Consider the following 16,780-nt stretch of genomic DNA (forward strand, 5'->3'; position numbering starts at 1 on the left):
TCGTTTCCGGGACAATCCCGTTGTGCTAGCGATCCTGCTGATCACCTTCCCCTTCTTCGCGCTCGTCCTGTGCGGCTACATCGCCGCGCGCCGGCGCATGCTGCCGTTCGAAGCCATCGGCGGCCTCAACACGTTCGTGCTGTATTTCGCGCTGCCTTGCATGCTGTACCGGTTCGGCGCCAGCACGCCCATCGCGCAGTTGCTGGACCCGGCCGCGGTGGTGGTCTACCTGGCGTGCGCACTCGTGATGGTCGCCGCCCTCGTGAAGTTCAGCATGAACGCGCGCATCCGCTGGAACGACGCCGCCTTCGGCGCGCTGGTCGGCGCTTTCCCCAACACCGGCTTCATGGGCGTGCCGTTGCTGGTGGCGTTGCTGGGCGCGCAGGCGGCCGGCCCGGCCATCCTCACCATCCTGGTCGATCTCGTGATCACCAGCTCGCTGTGCATCGCGCTGTCGCGCCTGGACGGCGCCGACGAGCACGGCGCGGCCGAAGCGGCAAAGAAGGCGCTGAAAGGGATGTTGGTCAACCCGATGCCCTGGGCCATCGTGCTCGGCGGGGTCTCGTCGGCGTTGCAGTGGAAGCCGATCGCGCCCGTGATGAACACGCTGGGCCTGCTGGCGGATGCCGCCTCACCGGTGGCGTTGTTCACCATCGGTGCCGTGCTCGCGCGGTCCCAGTTCCTGGCGGCAGCGCAGGAGCACGGGCCCATGCCGGCGGCGGACTTCGTGCCGGTGTCGGTGGCCAAACTGGTGGTGCATCCCCTGCTGGTCTGGGGCGCGGGCACGCTGGCGCGCATGGCGGGGCTGCCGCTGGATGCGTTCACGCTGACCGTGATGGTGCTGGTGGCGGCGCTGCCGAGTGCCAGCAATGTGTCGCTGCTCGCGGAGAGATTCGGCGCGGACACCGGCCGCATCGCCAGGATCATCCTGCTGACGACGGCGACGGCGTTCCTGACTTTTTCGGGGGCGGTGGCGCTCGTGCGGTGAGCGTTCGCGGGCTCGCCACACGCCGGTGTGAAATCCATCACTTGCCTGGCGCTGAGGCCGGCGCGATAGTGCCGTGCAAGGGAGGTGTGCCACGGCACCGGATGACGAGCAAGGCGAGCCAGTACAAGGTGATCAAGACGATGGCGCCGTCGCGGCACGGCGCGCTGAAGCTGGCCGAACGCTTTGGGCAGAAGCTCGTCTGCGTGCGCCACCGGGTGGACCCGACCGGGACGACCCGCCTCACCACCGTGGAACTGGTGGTCGAACGGACACCGATCCATCGCAGGAGCGACACCGTTGTCACGGTCCGGATCGGGTTCGGGGATCGCGCGTCAAGGGCCGCGGCCATCGCCGCCGGTGCAACGTGGGATCGCGATGCCAAGGTCTGGCGGATGCCTCTGCGTGTCGCGCGAGCGCTGAATCTGCAAGAATGGACGGGAGAAGAAAGTTAGCATCCCCATGCAAGCCACATCTATCCGGAACAGTGCACATCTAGCCAGTTGTGGGCAGGGATGGGTGGTTGGCGTGCGGTCTATATTACGTTATGTGGCATGGGCACAGCGCCAATGAATGAACTCCGGCCAAGCCGGCGTCGCTCGCGGTCACCTCACGCGCGGGGCGCGTTGGAGGCTGCCGGTACTCGGGTGGGGTGGTGCGCCCGTGTGACCTCGCGGGCTCAGACCGAGTCCTCTCCGGATGCGCTTCGAATGTTCTGTCCCGAGCGCTCGACCGTATGTAGTCTCCGTGGAGCCATGCCGCCTGTGCCTGGCATGCATCTCGTGGGCACTACCACGGCTTCACATAACATGGCGATCGACACGGACGCCCAAGGGCGTCCGCTCAGTCGCTGCGCTCCCTGCGCACCTTTCCGTGGTCGCCGGTCATCTCCACGTTAGAGCGCAGATGCAAGCCAAGTACATTTTCGAGGGCCGATTCTCGGCGGGCTCTAGGGAAGACATTGAGGGCCCACTGACGGTTTACGTCGATGACTGCTCGATGTCGGTTGTCGGTCGAGAGCGAACGATCGGCCGCTCGATGCTAAGCATCTCGCCCTTTCAAGGGTGCATGTTCTTTGGAACGAGCAAGCATTCCGAGCGCACCGATGTTCTGGAAACCGGATACGAACTTGTACTCTCAGGGATAACGATTGGTGTGTATGACGATGGCGGCGGGAAGGATGGAGAGTTTGATGTCTTCCGGATCAGGGACGTCCGAATCAAGGGAACCTTCGGTTCTGCCGGACTGACGATCAATGTTCGCGCGCAGACATGGCCTGGAATGCAGATTTGCTACAGCGCACAGGAGCAGCGCGAGAATGCTTACGAACCGATCAAAGTCACAACACAATTCATCGTCCCGCCAAGGGATTTGCAGGCCTTCATGGGCCTCCGCTTTTCTATCGACCATGAAATGTTTGCGAGGTTCAACTGGAGTAGATTTCAATGAGCACCACGGGTGTCCTGCGCTCTAACAAGTCGATCGACACGGACGTCCTGTCGGCCGGCTTCGCCGGCCTACTCTCCGCCGGTCATCTCCGACGTTATGTGGCATGGGCACAGTGCCAATGAATGAACTCCGGCCAAGCTGGTGTCGCTCGCGGGCACCTCACGCGCGGGGCGCGTTGGAGGCTGCCGGTACTCGGGTGGGGTGGTGCGCCCGTGTGACCACGCGGGCTAAGACCGAGTCCTCTCCGGATGCGCTTCGAGTGTTCTGTCCCGAGCGCTCGACCGCATGTAGTCTCCGTGGAGCCATGCCGCCTGTGCCTGGCATGCATCTCGTGGGCACTACCACGGCTTCACATAACATGGCGATCGACACGGACGCCCAAGGGCGTCCGCTCAGTCGCTGTGCTCCTTGCGCACCTGTCCTCGGTCGCCGGTCATCTCCACGTTAGCCCTCATGCCCATGCCACGTACTTCAATGCCGCGCTGGCTGTCCGCATTGCTGGCATACATCGCCGCAAGCTACGTGATTTGTGCGTTTGCCTTCCTGCGCGGTGGTGCTCCGCACGGCAATGACGGAATCTTTGTATTTGTGTGGTTCTTTTCGCCTGTCATGCCGCTGATGTTTCTGGGAACAATCGCATCGGCAGGTGCGAAGCACTTTGAGGAGTGGGGGTGGCTAGTCGCTTCATTCTTGGCCTCTTGGCTTGGGTTGTATTTGCTGTTGCGGCTGCCCATGTGGAAAAATGAAGAACGAGCAAAGCGCCTCTATGTCACAGCCGGGAAGGGGATAGAGTGAAGCAAGGAACGAGTGGCGCCGCGCTAAGACGGGCTAACCAGCTAGTCAACACGGACACGGAGCTTGCTTCACTTCGATTGACACTCTGACCTAACTCAGAGAGCAATCCGCGGCGAAACCCGGACCCGGGACGATCAAGGACCACGGACTTGAATTCAAGCTCAGAGCCGTCCAGCTGAGCAACCAGCCCGGAGTGCTGATCAAGGACGTGGCCGAGTCCTAGGGCATCCTTCGGAGCGGCCGGGCACACCGTCTGGCCGTGCGAGGCAAAGAGGCGCGCCCCATCGTGGGCCGCCGGAACACGCCTTCAGCCCGATCAGGCACGTGGCAGCGCCCTGCCCGTTGCATCTACCCCATGCAGGTCAAACTCGTTGTTTGCCAGATCGATGCCTAGAGTGACAATATCCATGGCCTCCTTCGTTTCATTCATCAGGCTCACCTTTGGCACTTGAGATTGGCTACCGCGACGGAGACGAGTTCCAGTGTCTCTTCTTGTTGGAAGACGATGCGCATTGCTGGTTCCTGCATCCATGGTTCAAGGACGTCTGTCGGAGACTAACCAGGCATCAATGCTGAGCCTTGGCTCAGGACACCATGGGACTCTTGACCTTCAGCATCAACGTCACCCTGGACGGCTGCGTCGACCACCAGGAAGGCATCGCCGACGACGAGACGCACGCGTTCTTCACCCGCCTCATGGACGAGCGCGGGGCGATGCTGTGGGGCCGCGTCACCTACGAGATGATGGAGAGCTACTGGCCCGCGGTCGCCCGCGGCGACGCGGAGGCGCCGCCGGCCTTGCGCCAGTGGGCGGTCAAGCTGGAGGCCAAGCCGAAGTACGTGGTGTCCTCGACGCGAAAGGACTTCCCCTGGACGAACAGCCACCACATCGGCGGTGACCCGCGCGCAGGCGTCCGGCAGCTCAAGGAGGCGACACCGAACGGCGTTCTCCTCGGCAGCGGCAAGCTCGCGACCGAACTGGACCGGCTGGATCTGATCGACGAGTACCAGTTGCTCGTCCACCCCAGGATCGCCGGCCACGGCCCGACCCTGTTCGAGGGCGGGCTGCCCGGCACGCGACGGCTCGAGTTGATCTCGGCGACGGCGTTGCGCTGCGGTGCGGTTGCCATGCACTACCGGCGGGCACGCTGACCAGGAGATGCTCCACAGCATGAAAGACGAAGCGCACAACATGCAGACACCCAAGGCCACCATCCGCCGATTCAAAGGCTACGGCTTGTTCGGCGGCGCCACGCTGGGCGTGCTCGTGGGAATTCTCGTGAGCGGGCCCCACTCCCCGGAATGGTCGGTCGTGCTGTCGCTGGCGGTGGTCGGGGGATTCGGGTGTGGAGGTGCACTGATCGGATACCTCATCCTCCCGCAGCTGTCTGGCGCGCTGGCCGGCGGTGGCTCCTCGAACCCTGAGCAAGAGGATGATCGCGTCCAGGCGCGGACCGGCAGCGCGGGACCGGAGATCGGCAGCAGTGCCGACTGATCACGATCCTCCGCCACGGTCACGCGCATGCCGCAACCGGGCCGGCCTTGCGTATGCTTGCGGCAGCGCGCAGGGAACAGGCCACGATGTGCAGTCCAGGAGCGCAACCCGATCCATCACATGCCCGAACAGAACGTCCCCACCCTCTATGAATGGCTAGGCGGCATCGAGGCGCTCGATCGCCTGAGCACCCGCTTCTACGAGCGCGTGAAGAGCGATGCCCTGCTGGGGCCGGTCTTCGCCCACATGGACGCCGGCCATCCGGCGCACGTCGCGGCCTTTCTGGGGGAGGTGCTGGGCGGTCCCACCACCTACTCCGAGCAGCATGGCGGCCACCCGCACATGATCCGGCAGCACCTGAATCGCCATCTCTCCCAGGAGCAGCGGCGCCAGTGGGTCAACCTGCTGCTCGACACGGCGGACGAACTCAAGCTGCCGGACGATCCGGAGTTTCGCTCGGCCCTGGTCGGTTACCTCGAATGGGGGTCGCGGCTGGCGGTCCTCAATTCGCAGCCGGGTGCCAGTGCGGAAGAGAACGCGCCGATGCCCAAGTGGGGTTGGGGCGAGGTGAAGGGGCCGTACCAGGGCTAGCGTCCGATGGCAAAGTTCGTCCCCGCCATTTTTCCCGCGCTCAGGCAGAAGGCCGGCGAGGCAATGCTCGTCGGGGCTGATGTGGTTGGCCTGGTCCTGTCCGCGACATGTCGCGACAAGCAGTCCCGATCCTTGATCCCCACTTCGAGGACAACCCCATGAAGAAGCCTTCTGACGCGAGCCCCGCCCAGCCGGCATCGGCGCTCATCTCCGAAAAGATCGCCAGCCTCGACGGCAACGCCCGCCGCGCGATCGACATCCATGAAGGGGAATCCGTGACGCGGCCGCGTTCAAGGCGCTCGTTCGCGAGGCTGCGGCGCTCAATGCCGCCAAGGCGAAGCCAGTGAAGAAAGCGAAGGCCTAGCGGCTGCGCATCGTCGTCATGTGGCGCAAACCTCCGTCATTCAAACGCCTGGCCGTCCTGCTCTGCCTGGTGGTGCCGGCGTTGGCCTGGGCCTTCGTCAAGCCGGTGCGGGTGGTGATGCCGGGCTGGGCGGACGTCACCTGCGCCGGCGCCCTCTGCACCGACGACATGCGCCGGGCGAGCGAGGCGGAGCAGCTCCTGGCGGAAGCGCAGGCCCATGTCGAGAGGCAAGTGGGGGCGTTCGGCCGCCGCCCGCGGGTGATCTTTTGCGCGCGGCAAGCCTGCGCCGATTACTTCGGCCTGGGGGCGCGCTCCGCCGTCACGCTGGCATCGGTGGCCACGGTCATCGGCCCGAATGCATGGAAACCGCACTACGTCCGGCATGAACTGCTGCACCATGCGCAGAGCGACCGCCTCGGACCCATCACGCTGCTGTTCAAGCCGGCGTGGGTGGTCGAGGGCATGGCCTATGGGTTGAGCGAAGATCCGCGTTCGCCCCTCGCGGAGCCCTTCGAATCGCAGCGCAAGGCGTTCCTGGACTGGTATGGAGGAATCGATCACACCCAACTCTGGCCGGAACTGAGGAAGTTGTGAGCCTGCCGATCCGCGACGCCCTGCCCGCCATTCGCCGCCTGGCGGCAGCGGACCTCGATGCGCTGCTGGCGCTCTATGCGCACTCGCACACCGCCGACACGGCACTTCCTGTGCGTGCCGAGGTTCTCGCGGTCTGGTCGGAACTGATGGGCAGCGACCGGCACCCGTACTTCGGTGTGTTCGTGGAGGACCGGCTGGTCGCCAGCTGCACGCTCACCATCGTGCCCAACCTCACGCGCAGCTGCCGGCCGTACGGCGTGATCGAGAACGTCGTGACCCACCGATTTCCGCGGCCGCGGCCATGCTGGCGTAGCGCCATCCGTGTGACATCCTGGGCATTTACAGCCCGGCAGTGTTACAGCTATAGTTTTCTCATTCGATCAAACGGGAGGGAGAAAGCATGCCTATTTTCGGTATCGGGCTGTATTTCGCGCTGGCCATCTTTTGCGCCATCCATGCGGTGCGCCACCGCCAGCCTCTCTACTGGCTGTTCATCCTGTTCGCTTTCCCTTTGCTGGGCAGCCTCGTCTACTTCTTCGCCATCTACCTGCCCAATTCCAGGCTGCAGCGCAACGCGCTGAAGGCCGTGTCGGCGGCCGCGCGTGCCATCGACCCGCAACGCGAGGTGCGCGAGGCACGGCTTCTCTACGACGAGACGCCGACCGCGCAGAACCGCATGCGCCTGGCCACGGCGCTCCTCGACGTCGGTGACGCGCCGGGGGCTGCCGCCGAATACGAAGCCTGCCTCACCGGCCCCTTCGCGGCGGACCCGGAGATCCGGCTCGGCGCAGCCCGCGCTTTCGTGGAATGCCAGCGCTTCGCCGAAGCGCTGCACCTGCTGCAGCCCTTGCGGCAGGAACGGCCGGACTACCGGCCCGAGCCTGTGGCGTTGCTGTTCGCGCGGGCCCATGCCGGGTGCAAGCAGGCGGCCGAGACGCGCGCCGAGTTCGAGGCGGCCGAGGCGCGCTTCGGGACGTACGAGGTGAAGGCGGAGTACGCCATCTGGGCCTATGGCATCGGCGACGCAACCACCGCGAGCCGCCTGCAGGCCGAGCTGGACAAGATCGCGGCGCGTTGGAACCCGCTGACGCGCGAGCTGAACGAGGTGTCGCAAAGCCGGCTGCAGACCGCACGGGACCTGGCCGTTCGGCAGGGCGAGGTGGCCCGCGCATGAGCGAGCTCGTGTCGCCCAGCGGCAACCCCATCCTGCGGCATGGTGAAGCGGCCCAATGGGAGGCTGCCGGCGGCGACTCGTCCGAGCCCCGGATCAGCGAACACATCCAGGCCCACCTGGGTCCCGTGGACGTGGTCTTTCACGAACTCGTTTCCGATGCGGTCCACATCGACGTCCACGTCGTCCGACCCGGGCCAGCGTCTTCCTTCGTGCGCCTGGTCACGTCCGGGATGAGCGACCGCCCCATGAACGTTCCGGCCGACGCGGGCGCGCCGCGCCACCTGGAACTCATGGTGACCTTGCCGGCCGGCTGGCGGCTGACGCAGGAGGACCTCAAGGACGAGCGCTGGTACTGGCCGATCCGCATGCTGAAGTTCCTCGCGCGGCTGCCGCACAAGTACGACACGTGGCTGGGTTTTGGCCACACCGTTCCCAACGGTGATCCGCCCGAGCCCTATGCGCCCGGCACCGGCCTGGCGGGAGCCATCATCCTGCCGCCCATCACGTTGCCGGAAGACTTTCAGATCCTGCGGGTGGACCCAGCGAAGGAAATCCACTTCATGTCCGTCATCCCCTTGTACCCGCAGGAGATGGACCTGAAGCTCCGGTCCGGCACGCAGAAGCTGCTGGAGAAGTTCGACAAGGCGGGTTTCAGTGACCTCATCGACCCCGCACGGACGAACGTTGCGCGCAAACGGTTCGGGTTCTTCTGAGTCCGATCGCGCTCACAGCACCGGCGCCAGCAGCGCCGTCACCCGCTCCCGCGCCTTTTCCCAGGCCGGGCGCCGCTGCCACTGCGCGAGCGTGATCTGCTTGCAGCGGCGCAAGTCGTCCTCGAACACCTCCGTCAGCCGGCGCGCGAACCCGGCTTCGTAGACGTTCAGGTTGGCCTCGTCGTTCAGGTGGAACGAGCGCGGGTCGAAGTTGGTCGAGCCCACCGAAGCCAGCAAGCCGTCGACGATGACCATCTTGCAGTGGTACATGGTGGGCTGGTACTCGTGGATCTCGGCGCCGGCCTCCAGCAGTTCGCCCCACAAGGCGCGCGAAGCATGACGCACCGTCTGGGTGTCGATGCGCTTGCCGGGGGTGATGACACGCAGCCGCACGCCGCGCCGCAACGCCGCGACCAGCGCCTCGCGCACCACTTCGTCGGGCACGAAGTACGCGCTGGCGATGTCGATGCTGCGCACGGCCGCAGTGATGGCGATCAGGTACATCAGCTGCATGCTGTCGCTGCCGGCGCTCGGTGAGCTGGAGAACATCTGGGCGCGCAGCGTGCCGGCCGCTTCCAGTTCGGGGAAGTAGTCGGCGCCGTGCAGCACCCGGCCCGTCGTCTTGCTCCAGTTGGAGAGCATCACGCTCTGCATCTGCGCCACCACCGGCCCCTGCACGCGGAAGTGCATGTCGCGCCAATGCTCCTCGTCCTGCGCGTGGCCCGTCCAGGGCGGCGCGATCCCGACGCCGCCGGTGAAGCCGGTGCGGCCATCCACGATCAGCAGCTTGCGGTGGGTCCGGTTGTTGATGCGGCCCAGGTTGTACCAGCGCAGCGGGTGGAACATGTGGACTTCGCCCCCGGCCTCCTCCATGCGCTTGCGCACGGACTGGTCGATCTCGAGGCTGCCCACCCAGTCGAGCAGCACGTGCACCCGCACGCCGGCACGCGCGCGCTCGGCCAGCGCTTCGGCGAACTCCTCACCGATCTCGCCCGACCAGTAGATGAAGGTTTCGAACAGCACGGTCTCGCGCGCGCCGCGGATGGCCTCCAGCATCGCGGGGAAGATCTCGTCGCCATTGATCAGCACGTCGACCCGGTTGCCCTCGGTGATGTCCGGGCCCAGCAGCATGCCCATGGAGCGGTCGAACTGCGGGTCGTCCACCGGGTACAGGTGCGGGATCTGGTGGGAGACGCGGCGTTCGCCCAGGTTCAGGTTGACCAGGAGCAGGGTGGCGAGCAGGACGAGGGCGACGGTCAGGGCGATCCACATGGCGGAAGATGCTACTCAAAGCTGAGGCGCTCAGGGAGCGCAACGGCACGAACCGGCTACGATGCCGTTCGCGTCCTACGCGCCATCCTGCCGGGAGGTCTTCCTTTGCCACGTTTCGCCACCATCCTGCTTCTCCTGCTGGCCGCCACCGCCGCCGCCACCGTCGGCGCCCAGGCACCGCGGACCGATGACTACGGCGGGCTGGCCAGCTACCCCGTGCCCGCGGTGAGGGGCGGCCCGGCGGAATTCCGCTATTGCGTGGTCTATGCCAAGCGGGCCTGGCGGGTGGGCGGCATGGTGGCGGAAGGCAAGATCTCGCTGGGGCAGGCGAAGCGCTGGGCGGGTGAGCGGCTGGGCAAGAACGCCGCCATGGTCGAGATCGCGGACTATGACCAGCTGGAGAGGGGTGGCTTCAAGACGCACCACCAGATGGCCGCCGCCCGCTTCATCCGCTGCGCCAACGCGCTGAAACTCAACCCCCAGATGCAGCACGGCGGCAATGCCGAACATTGCTTCCGCATGATCGGCGCCCTCGACATCGTGGCGCGGGCGCGCGCGGAAGGCCGCCCCGAGGAGCAGGCCAGGCAGGAGTTGCGGACCCATCGCCCCGACATCAAGGATGAAACCGTCGAATCGGTCGTGAAGCTGGCGTTCTCGGGCAAGACGATCAACGAGGGCAGTGGCGTGATCGAGGACGCCTTCTCGGAGTGCTTCTCACGCGCCGGCGGGCGTTAGACAGGCCGAGCCAGCGTCAGTCCTCCCAGGCCTCGATCTCGATGTGCCGGAGGTCGCGGCGGGCTGGATCGTCCAGCGCCCGTGAGAGCTTGCGCGTGAGCTGCATCACCGGAATCTGCGGCGCCGTGACGCGGACGAAGGCGATGCGCAGGTCGGGTTCGCGCGAGGGGATGCCGAAGCGCTCGCTGCGCAGCGCCTCGGCGAAGAGGGCGGCGATGAATCCTTCGATCTCGGCGTCGCTGTCGTGCAGCATGTCGCGCACCACCAGCTCATGGAAGGACCAGCGCCCGATCTGCCCGCCGGGGCGGGCGGCCGCCGCCATCATCGATTGCAGGTACTTTTCGACCGCGCTGCCGTCGTGCTCGCGCAGCACCGTGCGTCCCGGCGTGAGGCCGGTGAAGCGCAGCAGCAGCAGGGTGGCCCGCAAGGCCTTTTCCTCGCCCTCCTGCCGCGGAAACGCCAGGCGCGCCCCGATCTCGTCGCGGGACTCCTCCTGCGGCCCGGCGATCTCCTCCAGCTTGCGCAGGTGCCGGCGGACTTCGCCGCGCCGGTGCTCCAGCAGGCGCAGGCCATGCAGCTGGAAGGGGATCTGCAACATGCCGGCGAACGGCAGCACCATCAGTACCCATTCGGCGAAGCGCACCTGCCCATCGAGGGCCATGGCGACGGTGCCGACGCCCGCCAGCAAGGGCAGGTAGCCGGCCAGCAGCCAGCCGGCCGCCCGGTTGTGCGTTCGCCAGGCCAGGACCATGCCGATGAAGCCGAGCGTGACCGCGACGCCCATGACGCCGAGCGACACGGCTTGCTCCACCGGCAGCGCCAGCGGCAGGAGGGCCGCGCCCGTCAGCAGGCACAGCAGGCCCGCGACCCGGAGCAGGCGGCTGAAGCGCGGCGTGCTGCGCTCCAGCGCGAAGGCGCGTTCGAGCAGCAGCAAGGCCAGGCCCGAGGCGAAGCAGGCTGACAGCGCGACGCATTGCGTGCGCCAGGCGGCCAGCATGGGCCAGAGCACCGCCTCCCCGAGGCCGGTGACGAACAAGCCGTGCGCGATGATGGCCAGTGTCAACAGGCCGTAGCAGACGTAGGCGCCGCTGCGGTGAACCAGGGCCATCACCAGCGCGTAAAGCGCCGCCAGCGCCGCCACCGAGAAACCCAGCGTCATGCCGGCCAGCGTGAGGCGCGATTGCAGCTCCCATTGGCCCTGCGGCGCCAGGAGCACATGCCCTTGCGCGGGCACGGTCGCCTGCAGGCGCACATAGACCGTGCGCGGCCCCACGGTGGGGGGCAGCGCCAGCGTGGCGGGGAAGCGCTGGTGCAGCCGTTCGGAGGCTGGCACGTCGCGGCCGCTGCGGCCCACGGGCGTACCGGCGCCGTCGGCGAGATAGAGCTCGGCGGTGCGGAGCGACGGATGGGTGAATTCGAGCACCCAGCTGCGCGACAGCTCCGGCAGCGTGATGGCCAGCCAGGTCGGACGCCGCGCGGCAGCGCGGAACTCCGCGTCTTCGCCCGGGCGCACGGCCGTGGGCGCCAGCGCGTCCAGCAGCTCCCTGGCCTGCGCAAAAGTGTCCCCGCCTTCCGGCGGCTGCCAGCTCTTGACGCTCACGATCTGCGGGGGCGGGGCGGCAGCGGCGGCCAGGGCCACGACCAGCAGCCACAGCCCCGCCAACCACGGCAACACTTTCATTCATTCCTCCGGGCGGCGTGATGATAGACGGCTCGCGATAATGAGCGCATGCAAGACCTGGTCCCCATGATCGAAACCCGCCGCGGGGGGACGCCGGAGGGCCTGCATTTCGGTGCGCTCGCCGTCGCCGACGCGCGTGGCCGGTTGCTGGCGCACGCGGGCGACGCGCACAGGATCTGCTTCACCCGCTCGTGCCTCAAGCCCCTGCAGGCGCTGCCCTTCCTGCAGGCGGGGGGCATGCGCCGCTTCGGCCTGGCACCGGCGCAGCTGGCCCTGCTGTGCGCGAGTCACAGCGGCGAGCCCATGCACGTGGAGCAGGTGCAGCGGATCCTCGACCTGGCAGGCGTGAACCACAAGACGCTGCAATGCGGCTGTCACGTGCCCATGTTTGCCGAGCTGGGCGTGGCGCCCGCGCCGGCCCCGGGCACTTACGACGAGCGCCACCACAATTGCAGCGGCAAGCACAGCGGCTTCCTGGCGTACTGCGTGCAGCACGGCCACCCGCTTCACAACTACCTGGCACCGGCTCATCCGCTGCAGCAGTCGATCCGGCGTGACGTCGCGGCTGCTGTGGGTCTCGCGCCGGAGCAGCTGGCGATGGGGGTGGACGGCTGTTCAGCGCCCAACTACGCGTTGCCGCTCGTCAACCTTGCCTGGGGCTTCGCCCGGCTGGCGACCGGCGCCGCCGATCCGGTCTATGGGGGATCCTTCGCGCAACTGGCCGATGCCATGACTGCGCATCCGGAACTCGTCTCCGGCACCCGGCGCAACGACCTCGCCTTCATGCAGGCCGGCCGCGGCGACTGGGTGACCAAGATCGGAGCCGACGGCATTCAGGTGGTGGCGAGCCGCGCGCGCGGCGAAGCGCTGGCCCTGAAAATCAGCGACGGGAACACCACGGCCTTGTTCGCCGCGACGGTGGAGGCCCTGGACCAGCTGGGCTGGCTCGATGGGCGCCAGCGCGAGGAGCTGCGGCCGTGGCGCAACGAGGCCATTGCCAACTTGCGCGGCACGAGGGTGGGCGACCGGCGCGCCGTGTTTCGCCTGGAGCGGCCGGCCGCTTAGCTGCGCTACGACCGGCGCTTCTGGCGGACGATGTACACCATCGCCGCCAGCACCGCCCCCGCGATCATCGCCTTGCGGATGAAGCCCGCGCGGTTGTGCCGCCACTCGGCCGGCCCGCCCATCTCGGCATAGATGTTCGGGATGTGACCATGGGCCAGATCCTGCAGGATCCCCTCGACCACATTGACCCGGTCGGCGAACAGCAGCATCAGCCAGTGGCGCAGGTCGTTCTCGCTGTAGCGGAAGGCTGCGCCGCGGATCAGGCCGGAAACGCCCGACGGCGGGGTGCTCGTGCCGAACACCGGCGTGAGCCCCGGCCGCTCCGTGGAGTGAAACACCTTGACGGTGCGCGGCTGATGCGCCGGGGCGTCCCAGTGCACGTTGTCCAGGCGGGGCGGCGTCCGTTCCATGGGCACGGCCGGCCGCATCTTCGGGTCGAGGTCGGCGCCCCAGCCCTGGATATCGGGCGGCGGGGTTTTCTGCCGCGCCTGCGGTTCAGTCTTCTCGACGTAGACGACGTCGTCGTCGGTGTGATCGTGCATGGCGGTCCTCGCTTTCAATGCGTGACGGACGGTGGAATCAGCACCGGCTTGATGCAGTTGTCCAGCTTGCTGGAGAAGATGTGGTACGCGTCGGAAACCGCGTCCAGCGGGAAGCGGTGCGTGATGATCTCGCTGGGCTTGATGCGCCCGGCCTGGATGTGCTCGATCAGGCGTGGCAGGTGGCGCTTGACGCTGGCCTGGTTGGCGCGGATCGTGAGCCCCTTGTTGACGACGTTGCCGATCGGCACCATGTTGCCCGTCGGGCCATAGACGCCGACGACGGACACCGTGCCGCCCTTGCGCACGGAGTTGATGCACCAGTGCAGCACGATGGCCGAGCCGGCCTGCAGCTTGAGCTTGACGCCGGTGAGGTGCTGCAGCGCGCTGCCCACCGCCTCGGCCCCGACGGCATCGATGCACACGTCCGCGCCGAGCCAGTCGGTCATCTTCTTGATGTGCTCCGCCATGTCGTTCACTTCCTTGAAGTTCACGATCTCGCATTGCGCGAAGCGCTTGACGAACTCCAGCCGGTAGTCGACGTGGTCGACGACGATCACGCGGCCTGCGCCCAGCAGCCAGGCCGACTTGGCCGCGAAGATGCCGACCGGCCCGGCGCCGAACACCACCACCGTGTCGCCCTCCCGGATGCCGCCCATTTCCGCGGCCTGGTAGCCCGTGGGGAAGGCATCGGTGAGCAGCACCGCGTCCTCGATGTCCATGTCGGCCGGCAGCACGGTGGGCCCCACGTCCGCCATCGGCACGCGCACGTATTCCGCCTGGCCGCCGTCGTAGCCGCCCGTCGTGTGCGAATAGCCGTAGATGCCGCCGACGGCGGTGGCCTCGGGATTGGTGTTGTGGCAGTTGGAGTAAAGCTCCTTCTTGCAGAAGAAGCAGCTGCCGCAGAAGATGTTGAAGGGCACCAGCACGTGGTCACCCTTCTTCAGGTTCTGCACCGACGGCCCGACTTCCTCGACGATGCCCGTGAATTCATGACCGAAGGTCATGCCGACGCGCGTGTCGGGGACGAGCCCGTGGTAAAGATGCAGGTCCGATCCGCAAATGCAGGATCGTGTCACCCGGACGATCGCGTCGTTGGGGTGTTCGATTTCGGGTTCGGCCTTGTTCACCGCGCGGACGCGGTAAGGGCCCCGGTAGTTCATGGCCAGCATGCAAAAAGCTCCCATTCGCTGAATGACAAGACTTCATTCTGCGTACCCGTCCCCATCCATGCGGCGCCTGAAGCAACCTGTAGCAAGAATCCCGCGACGGCCGCGCTTCGGCCACAATCCGGCGCACGCATGACCATCGCCAGGACTGTCAGCCTCATCGGCGCCCCCACGGACGTGGGCGCCAGCGTGCGTGGCGCGGGCATGGGGCCGGAGGCGCTGCGCGTGGCCGGGCTGGCCGAGGCCCTGCGTTCGCAACGGCTGACTGTGGTCGACCGCGGCAATCTCGCCGGGCCGCCGAACCCCTGGATGCCGCCGACGCAGGGGGTGCGGCACATGGACGAGGTCGTGGCCTGGAACCGCGCGGTGTTCGACGAGGTGGCCGCCGCGCTGGGGCGCGGCCACGTGCCGCTGCTGATGGGAGGAGACCATTGCCTGGCGATCGGTTCCATCAGCGCCATCGCGCGGCACTGCCGCGAACGCAGGAAGAACCTGCGCGTGGTCTGGCTCGACGCCCACACCGACGTGAACACCGAGGCGATCAGCCCCAGCGGCAACCTGCATGGCATGCCGGTGAGCTGCCTGCTGGGCCATGGCCCGGCGCAATTGGTCGGCTGGAGCGGCGAGCGTGCCGCCATCGCGGCCGACAACATCGATTTCATCGGCATCCGCAGCGTCGATGCGGACGAGAAGCAGGCCATCCGCCTGCTGGGCCTGCAAGTGTTCGACATGCGGCACATCGACGAGCACGGGATGCGCAACACCATGACGGAGGTGCTGCAGGACGTGGATGAGGACACCCACTTGCACGTGAGCTTCGACCTGGACTGCCTCGACCCGATGGAGGCGCCCGGCGTCGGCACCGGCGTGCGGGGCGGCCCGACCTACCGCGAGATGCAGCTGTGCATGGAGATGATCGCCGACACGGGGCAGCTGGCCTCCGTCGACGTGGTGGAGATCAACCCCGCGCTCGATGTGCGGAACCAGACGGCGCAGCTGGCCGTGGAGTTCATCCAGAGCTTGTTCGGGGCGTCGACGTTGGCGCGGTGATCCTTTTCTCCCTCCCCCTCCGGGGGAGGGTGGGGTGGGGGCGCGCATGGCACCACGGCTTGCCACCGGCGCCCCCATCCCAACCTTCCCCCAGAGGGGGAAGGAGCAAGTCAGGACTACTGCGGCTCCAGCCCCACCTTCTTCACCAGCGCCGCGTACTTCGCCAGCTCGCGCCGGAACGCGGCCTGCGCCTCTTCCGGCGTGCTGATGGCGATGGTGTTGCCCTGCTTGGCCATCGTTTCCTTGACCGCCGGGTCGTTGAAAGCCGCGACGACGGCATCGTGCGCCTTCTTCACCTGCGCGGGCGGCAAGCCCTTGGGACCGATCACCGCGAACCAGGCTTCCACCGCGAAGTTGGTGAGGCCCTGCTCGGCGAAGGTCGGGATCTCGGCCGCGGCCTGCGTGCGCTGCGGCGTCAGCGTGCCGATGGCGCGCAGCGCGCCGCTCTTGATGTGCGCCTGCACGCTCGGCAGGGCGGCGACGCCGAAATCCACCTGGCCGCCGATCAGGTCGGTGACCATCGGGCCCACGCCCTTGTAGGGGATGTGCTTGGCGGTCGCCCCGGCCGCTTCCAGGAACAGCTCCGCGGCCAGGTGCAGGATGGTGCCGTTGCCGCCGGAGGCGAAGTTCAGCTGGCCCGGCTTGCTTTTCAGCAGCGCGATGAAGTCCTTGCCAGTGGTGGCCGGCACCTTGGCCGGGTTCACGACCAGCACCATCGGCGTGGAGCCAACGACCGCGATGGGCGTGAAGTCGCCGGGCATGTCGAACGGCAGCGACTTGAGCACGCTGGGGAAGATCACGACGTTGTTCGACACGACCGACAGCGTGCTGCCGTCCGGCGCGGACTTCGCCAGCGCCTGCAGGCCGACCACGCCACCGGCGCCGGGCTGGTTCTCCACCACCACGTTGGCATTGAGCGCCTTGCCCAGGGCCTGCTGCGCGGAGCGCGTGATCGCATCGACGCCGGAGCCGGTGGCGTTGGGCAGGATGAACTTGACGGTGCCGCTCTGGGCCTGCGCGGCCCAGGGCAGGAACGCCGCGCCGGCCGATGCGGCCAGCAGGGTGCGGCGGGAGAGTTGTTGGATGCGGTTCATGGTTGGTGTCTCCTT

Annotated in this window: 18 protein-coding genes and 1 pseudogene; 14 read left to right on the forward strand and 5 right to left on the reverse strand. The window is 67.1% G+C overall.

The annotated features are described in order from the left end of the window. Positions 1 to 22: 22 nt before the first annotated feature. The 11 genes and pseudogenes from FN976_RS18530 (at position 23) to FN976_RS18580 (ending at position 8,160) form a co-directional block, all read left to right on the forward strand. A complete protein-coding gene (locus tag FN976_RS18530; RefSeq protein ID WP_145894526.1) occupies positions 23 to 988 on the forward strand; it encodes an AEC family transporter in 966 nt (321 codons plus the stop codon). Between the two features lie 101 nt (positions 989 to 1,089). Beyond that, entirely contained in the window at positions 1,090 to 1,440 is a 351-nt protein-coding gene (locus FN976_RS18535) for a hypothetical protein (protein ID WP_145894527.1), read from the forward strand. A 451-nt stretch (positions 1,441 to 1,891) separates the two neighbouring features. Continuing rightward, positions 1,892 to 2,434, forward strand: coding sequence for a hypothetical protein (locus tag FN976_RS18540; protein ID WP_145894528.1), 543 nt, complete (start codon positions 1,892 to 1,894; stop codon positions 2,432 to 2,434). Positions 2,435 to 2,908: 474 nt separating this feature from the next. Then, a complete protein-coding gene (locus FN976_RS18545; RefSeq protein WP_145894529.1) occupies positions 2,909 to 3,229 on the forward strand; it encodes a hypothetical protein in 321 nt (106 codons plus the stop codon). Between the two features lie 594 nt (positions 3,230 to 3,823). Further along, the gene (locus FN976_RS18550) at positions 3,824 to 4,381 is read left to right on the forward strand and encodes a dihydrofolate reductase family protein (protein ID WP_145894530.1); all 558 of its coding nucleotides are present in this window, start codon (positions 3,824 to 3,826) and stop codon (positions 4,379 to 4,381) included. Between the two features lie 19 nt (positions 4,382 to 4,400). Further along, the gene (locus tag FN976_RS18555) at positions 4,401 to 4,724 is read left to right on the forward strand and encodes a hypothetical protein (protein ID WP_145894531.1); all 324 of its coding nucleotides are present in this window, start codon (positions 4,401 to 4,403) and stop codon (positions 4,722 to 4,724) included. Between the two features lie 120 nt (positions 4,725 to 4,844). Then, positions 4,845 to 5,315: a group II truncated hemoglobin gene (locus FN976_RS18560; protein WP_145894532.1), complete on the forward strand. Its 471-nt coding sequence runs from the start codon at positions 4,845 to 4,847 to the stop codon at positions 5,313 to 5,315. A 221-nt stretch (positions 5,316 to 5,536) separates the two neighbouring features. After that, positions 5,537 to 5,679, forward strand: a pseudogene (locus tag FN976_RS18565) (DUF1801 domain-containing protein); the annotation flags it as partial. Positions 5,680 to 5,697: 18 nt separating this feature from the next. After that, a complete protein-coding gene (locus FN976_RS18570; protein ID WP_145894533.1) occupies positions 5,698 to 6,273 on the forward strand; it encodes a hypothetical protein in 576 nt (191 codons plus the stop codon). A gap of 400 nt (positions 6,274 to 6,673) precedes the next feature. Continuing rightward, a complete protein-coding gene (locus FN976_RS18575) occupies positions 6,674 to 7,447 on the forward strand; it encodes a tetratricopeptide repeat protein (protein WP_145894534.1) in 774 nt (257 codons plus the stop codon). Beyond that, positions 7,444 to 8,160, forward strand: a complete 717-nt coding sequence (locus FN976_RS18580) for a suppressor of fused domain protein (RefSeq protein WP_145894535.1) — start codon at positions 7,444 to 7,446, stop codon at positions 8,158 to 8,160. The genes FN976_RS18575 and FN976_RS18580 overlap by 4 nt, the downstream gene beginning before the upstream one ends. Before the next feature lie 12 nt (positions 8,161 to 8,172). On the opposite strand, the gene cls is transcribed toward FN976_RS18580, so the two are convergent. Beyond that, on the reverse strand, positions 8,173 to 9,432 hold the full coding sequence (gene cls / locus FN976_RS18585; protein WP_145894536.1) for a cardiolipin synthase: 1,260 nt from the start codon (positions 9,430 to 9,432) through the stop codon (positions 8,173 to 8,175). Positions 9,433 to 9,537: 105 nt separating this feature from the next. Between cls and FN976_RS18590 the strand changes: the two genes are divergently transcribed. Beyond that, positions 9,538 to 10,167, forward strand: a complete 630-nt coding sequence (locus FN976_RS18590; protein ID WP_145894537.1) for a hypothetical protein — start codon at positions 9,538 to 9,540, stop codon at positions 10,165 to 10,167. Positions 10,168 to 10,183: 16 nt separating this feature from the next. Here FN976_RS18590 and FN976_RS18595 read toward each other — a convergent pair whose 3' ends face one another. Next, positions 10,184 to 11,848, reverse strand: coding sequence for a 7TMR-DISM family protein (locus FN976_RS18595; protein WP_145894538.1), 1,665 nt, complete (start codon positions 11,846 to 11,848; stop codon positions 10,184 to 10,186). Between the two features lie 48 nt (positions 11,849 to 11,896). On the opposite strand from FN976_RS18595, the gene FN976_RS18600 reads away from it, so the two are divergent. Further along, positions 11,897 to 12,913, forward strand: coding sequence for an asparaginase (locus FN976_RS18600; RefSeq protein WP_145894539.1), 1,017 nt, complete (start codon positions 11,897 to 11,899; stop codon positions 12,911 to 12,913). 5 nt (positions 12,914 to 12,918) lie between these two features. Here FN976_RS18600 and FN976_RS18605 read toward each other — a convergent pair whose 3' ends face one another. Together FN976_RS18605 and FN976_RS18610 are read right to left on the reverse strand one after the other, a co-directional pair. Beyond that, complete coding sequence (locus FN976_RS18605; RefSeq protein ID WP_255440575.1) at positions 12,919 to 13,455, reverse strand: hypothetical protein; 537 nt, start codon at positions 13,453 to 13,455, stop codon at positions 12,919 to 12,921. A 14-nt stretch (positions 13,456 to 13,469) separates the two neighbouring features. After that, entirely contained in the window at positions 13,470 to 14,624 is a 1,155-nt protein-coding gene (locus FN976_RS18610) for a zinc-dependent alcohol dehydrogenase (protein WP_145894540.1), read from the reverse strand. Between the two features lie 129 nt (positions 14,625 to 14,753). Here FN976_RS18610 and rocF point away from each other — a divergent pair, with 129 nt between their 5' ends. Beyond that, positions 14,754 to 15,671 (forward strand): arginase, encoded by a 918-nt coding sequence (gene rocF / locus FN976_RS18615; protein WP_145894541.1) that lies wholly within the window; start codon positions 14,754 to 14,756, stop codon positions 15,669 to 15,671. 116 nt (positions 15,672 to 15,787) lie between these two features. Here the strand turns inward: rocF and FN976_RS18620 are convergent, their stop codons facing one another. Next, positions 15,788 to 16,765, reverse strand: a complete 978-nt coding sequence (locus FN976_RS18620) for a Bug family tripartite tricarboxylate transporter substrate binding protein (RefSeq protein ID WP_145894542.1) — start codon at positions 16,763 to 16,765, stop codon at positions 15,788 to 15,790. Between the last annotated feature and the right edge of the window lie 15 nt (positions 16,766 to 16,780).

The sequence above is a fragment of the Caenimonas sedimenti genome (assembly GCF_007833165.1).
In the GTDB taxonomy this organism is placed as follows: domain Bacteria; phylum Pseudomonadota; class Gammaproteobacteria; order Burkholderiales; family Burkholderiaceae_C; genus Ramlibacter; species Ramlibacter sedimenti.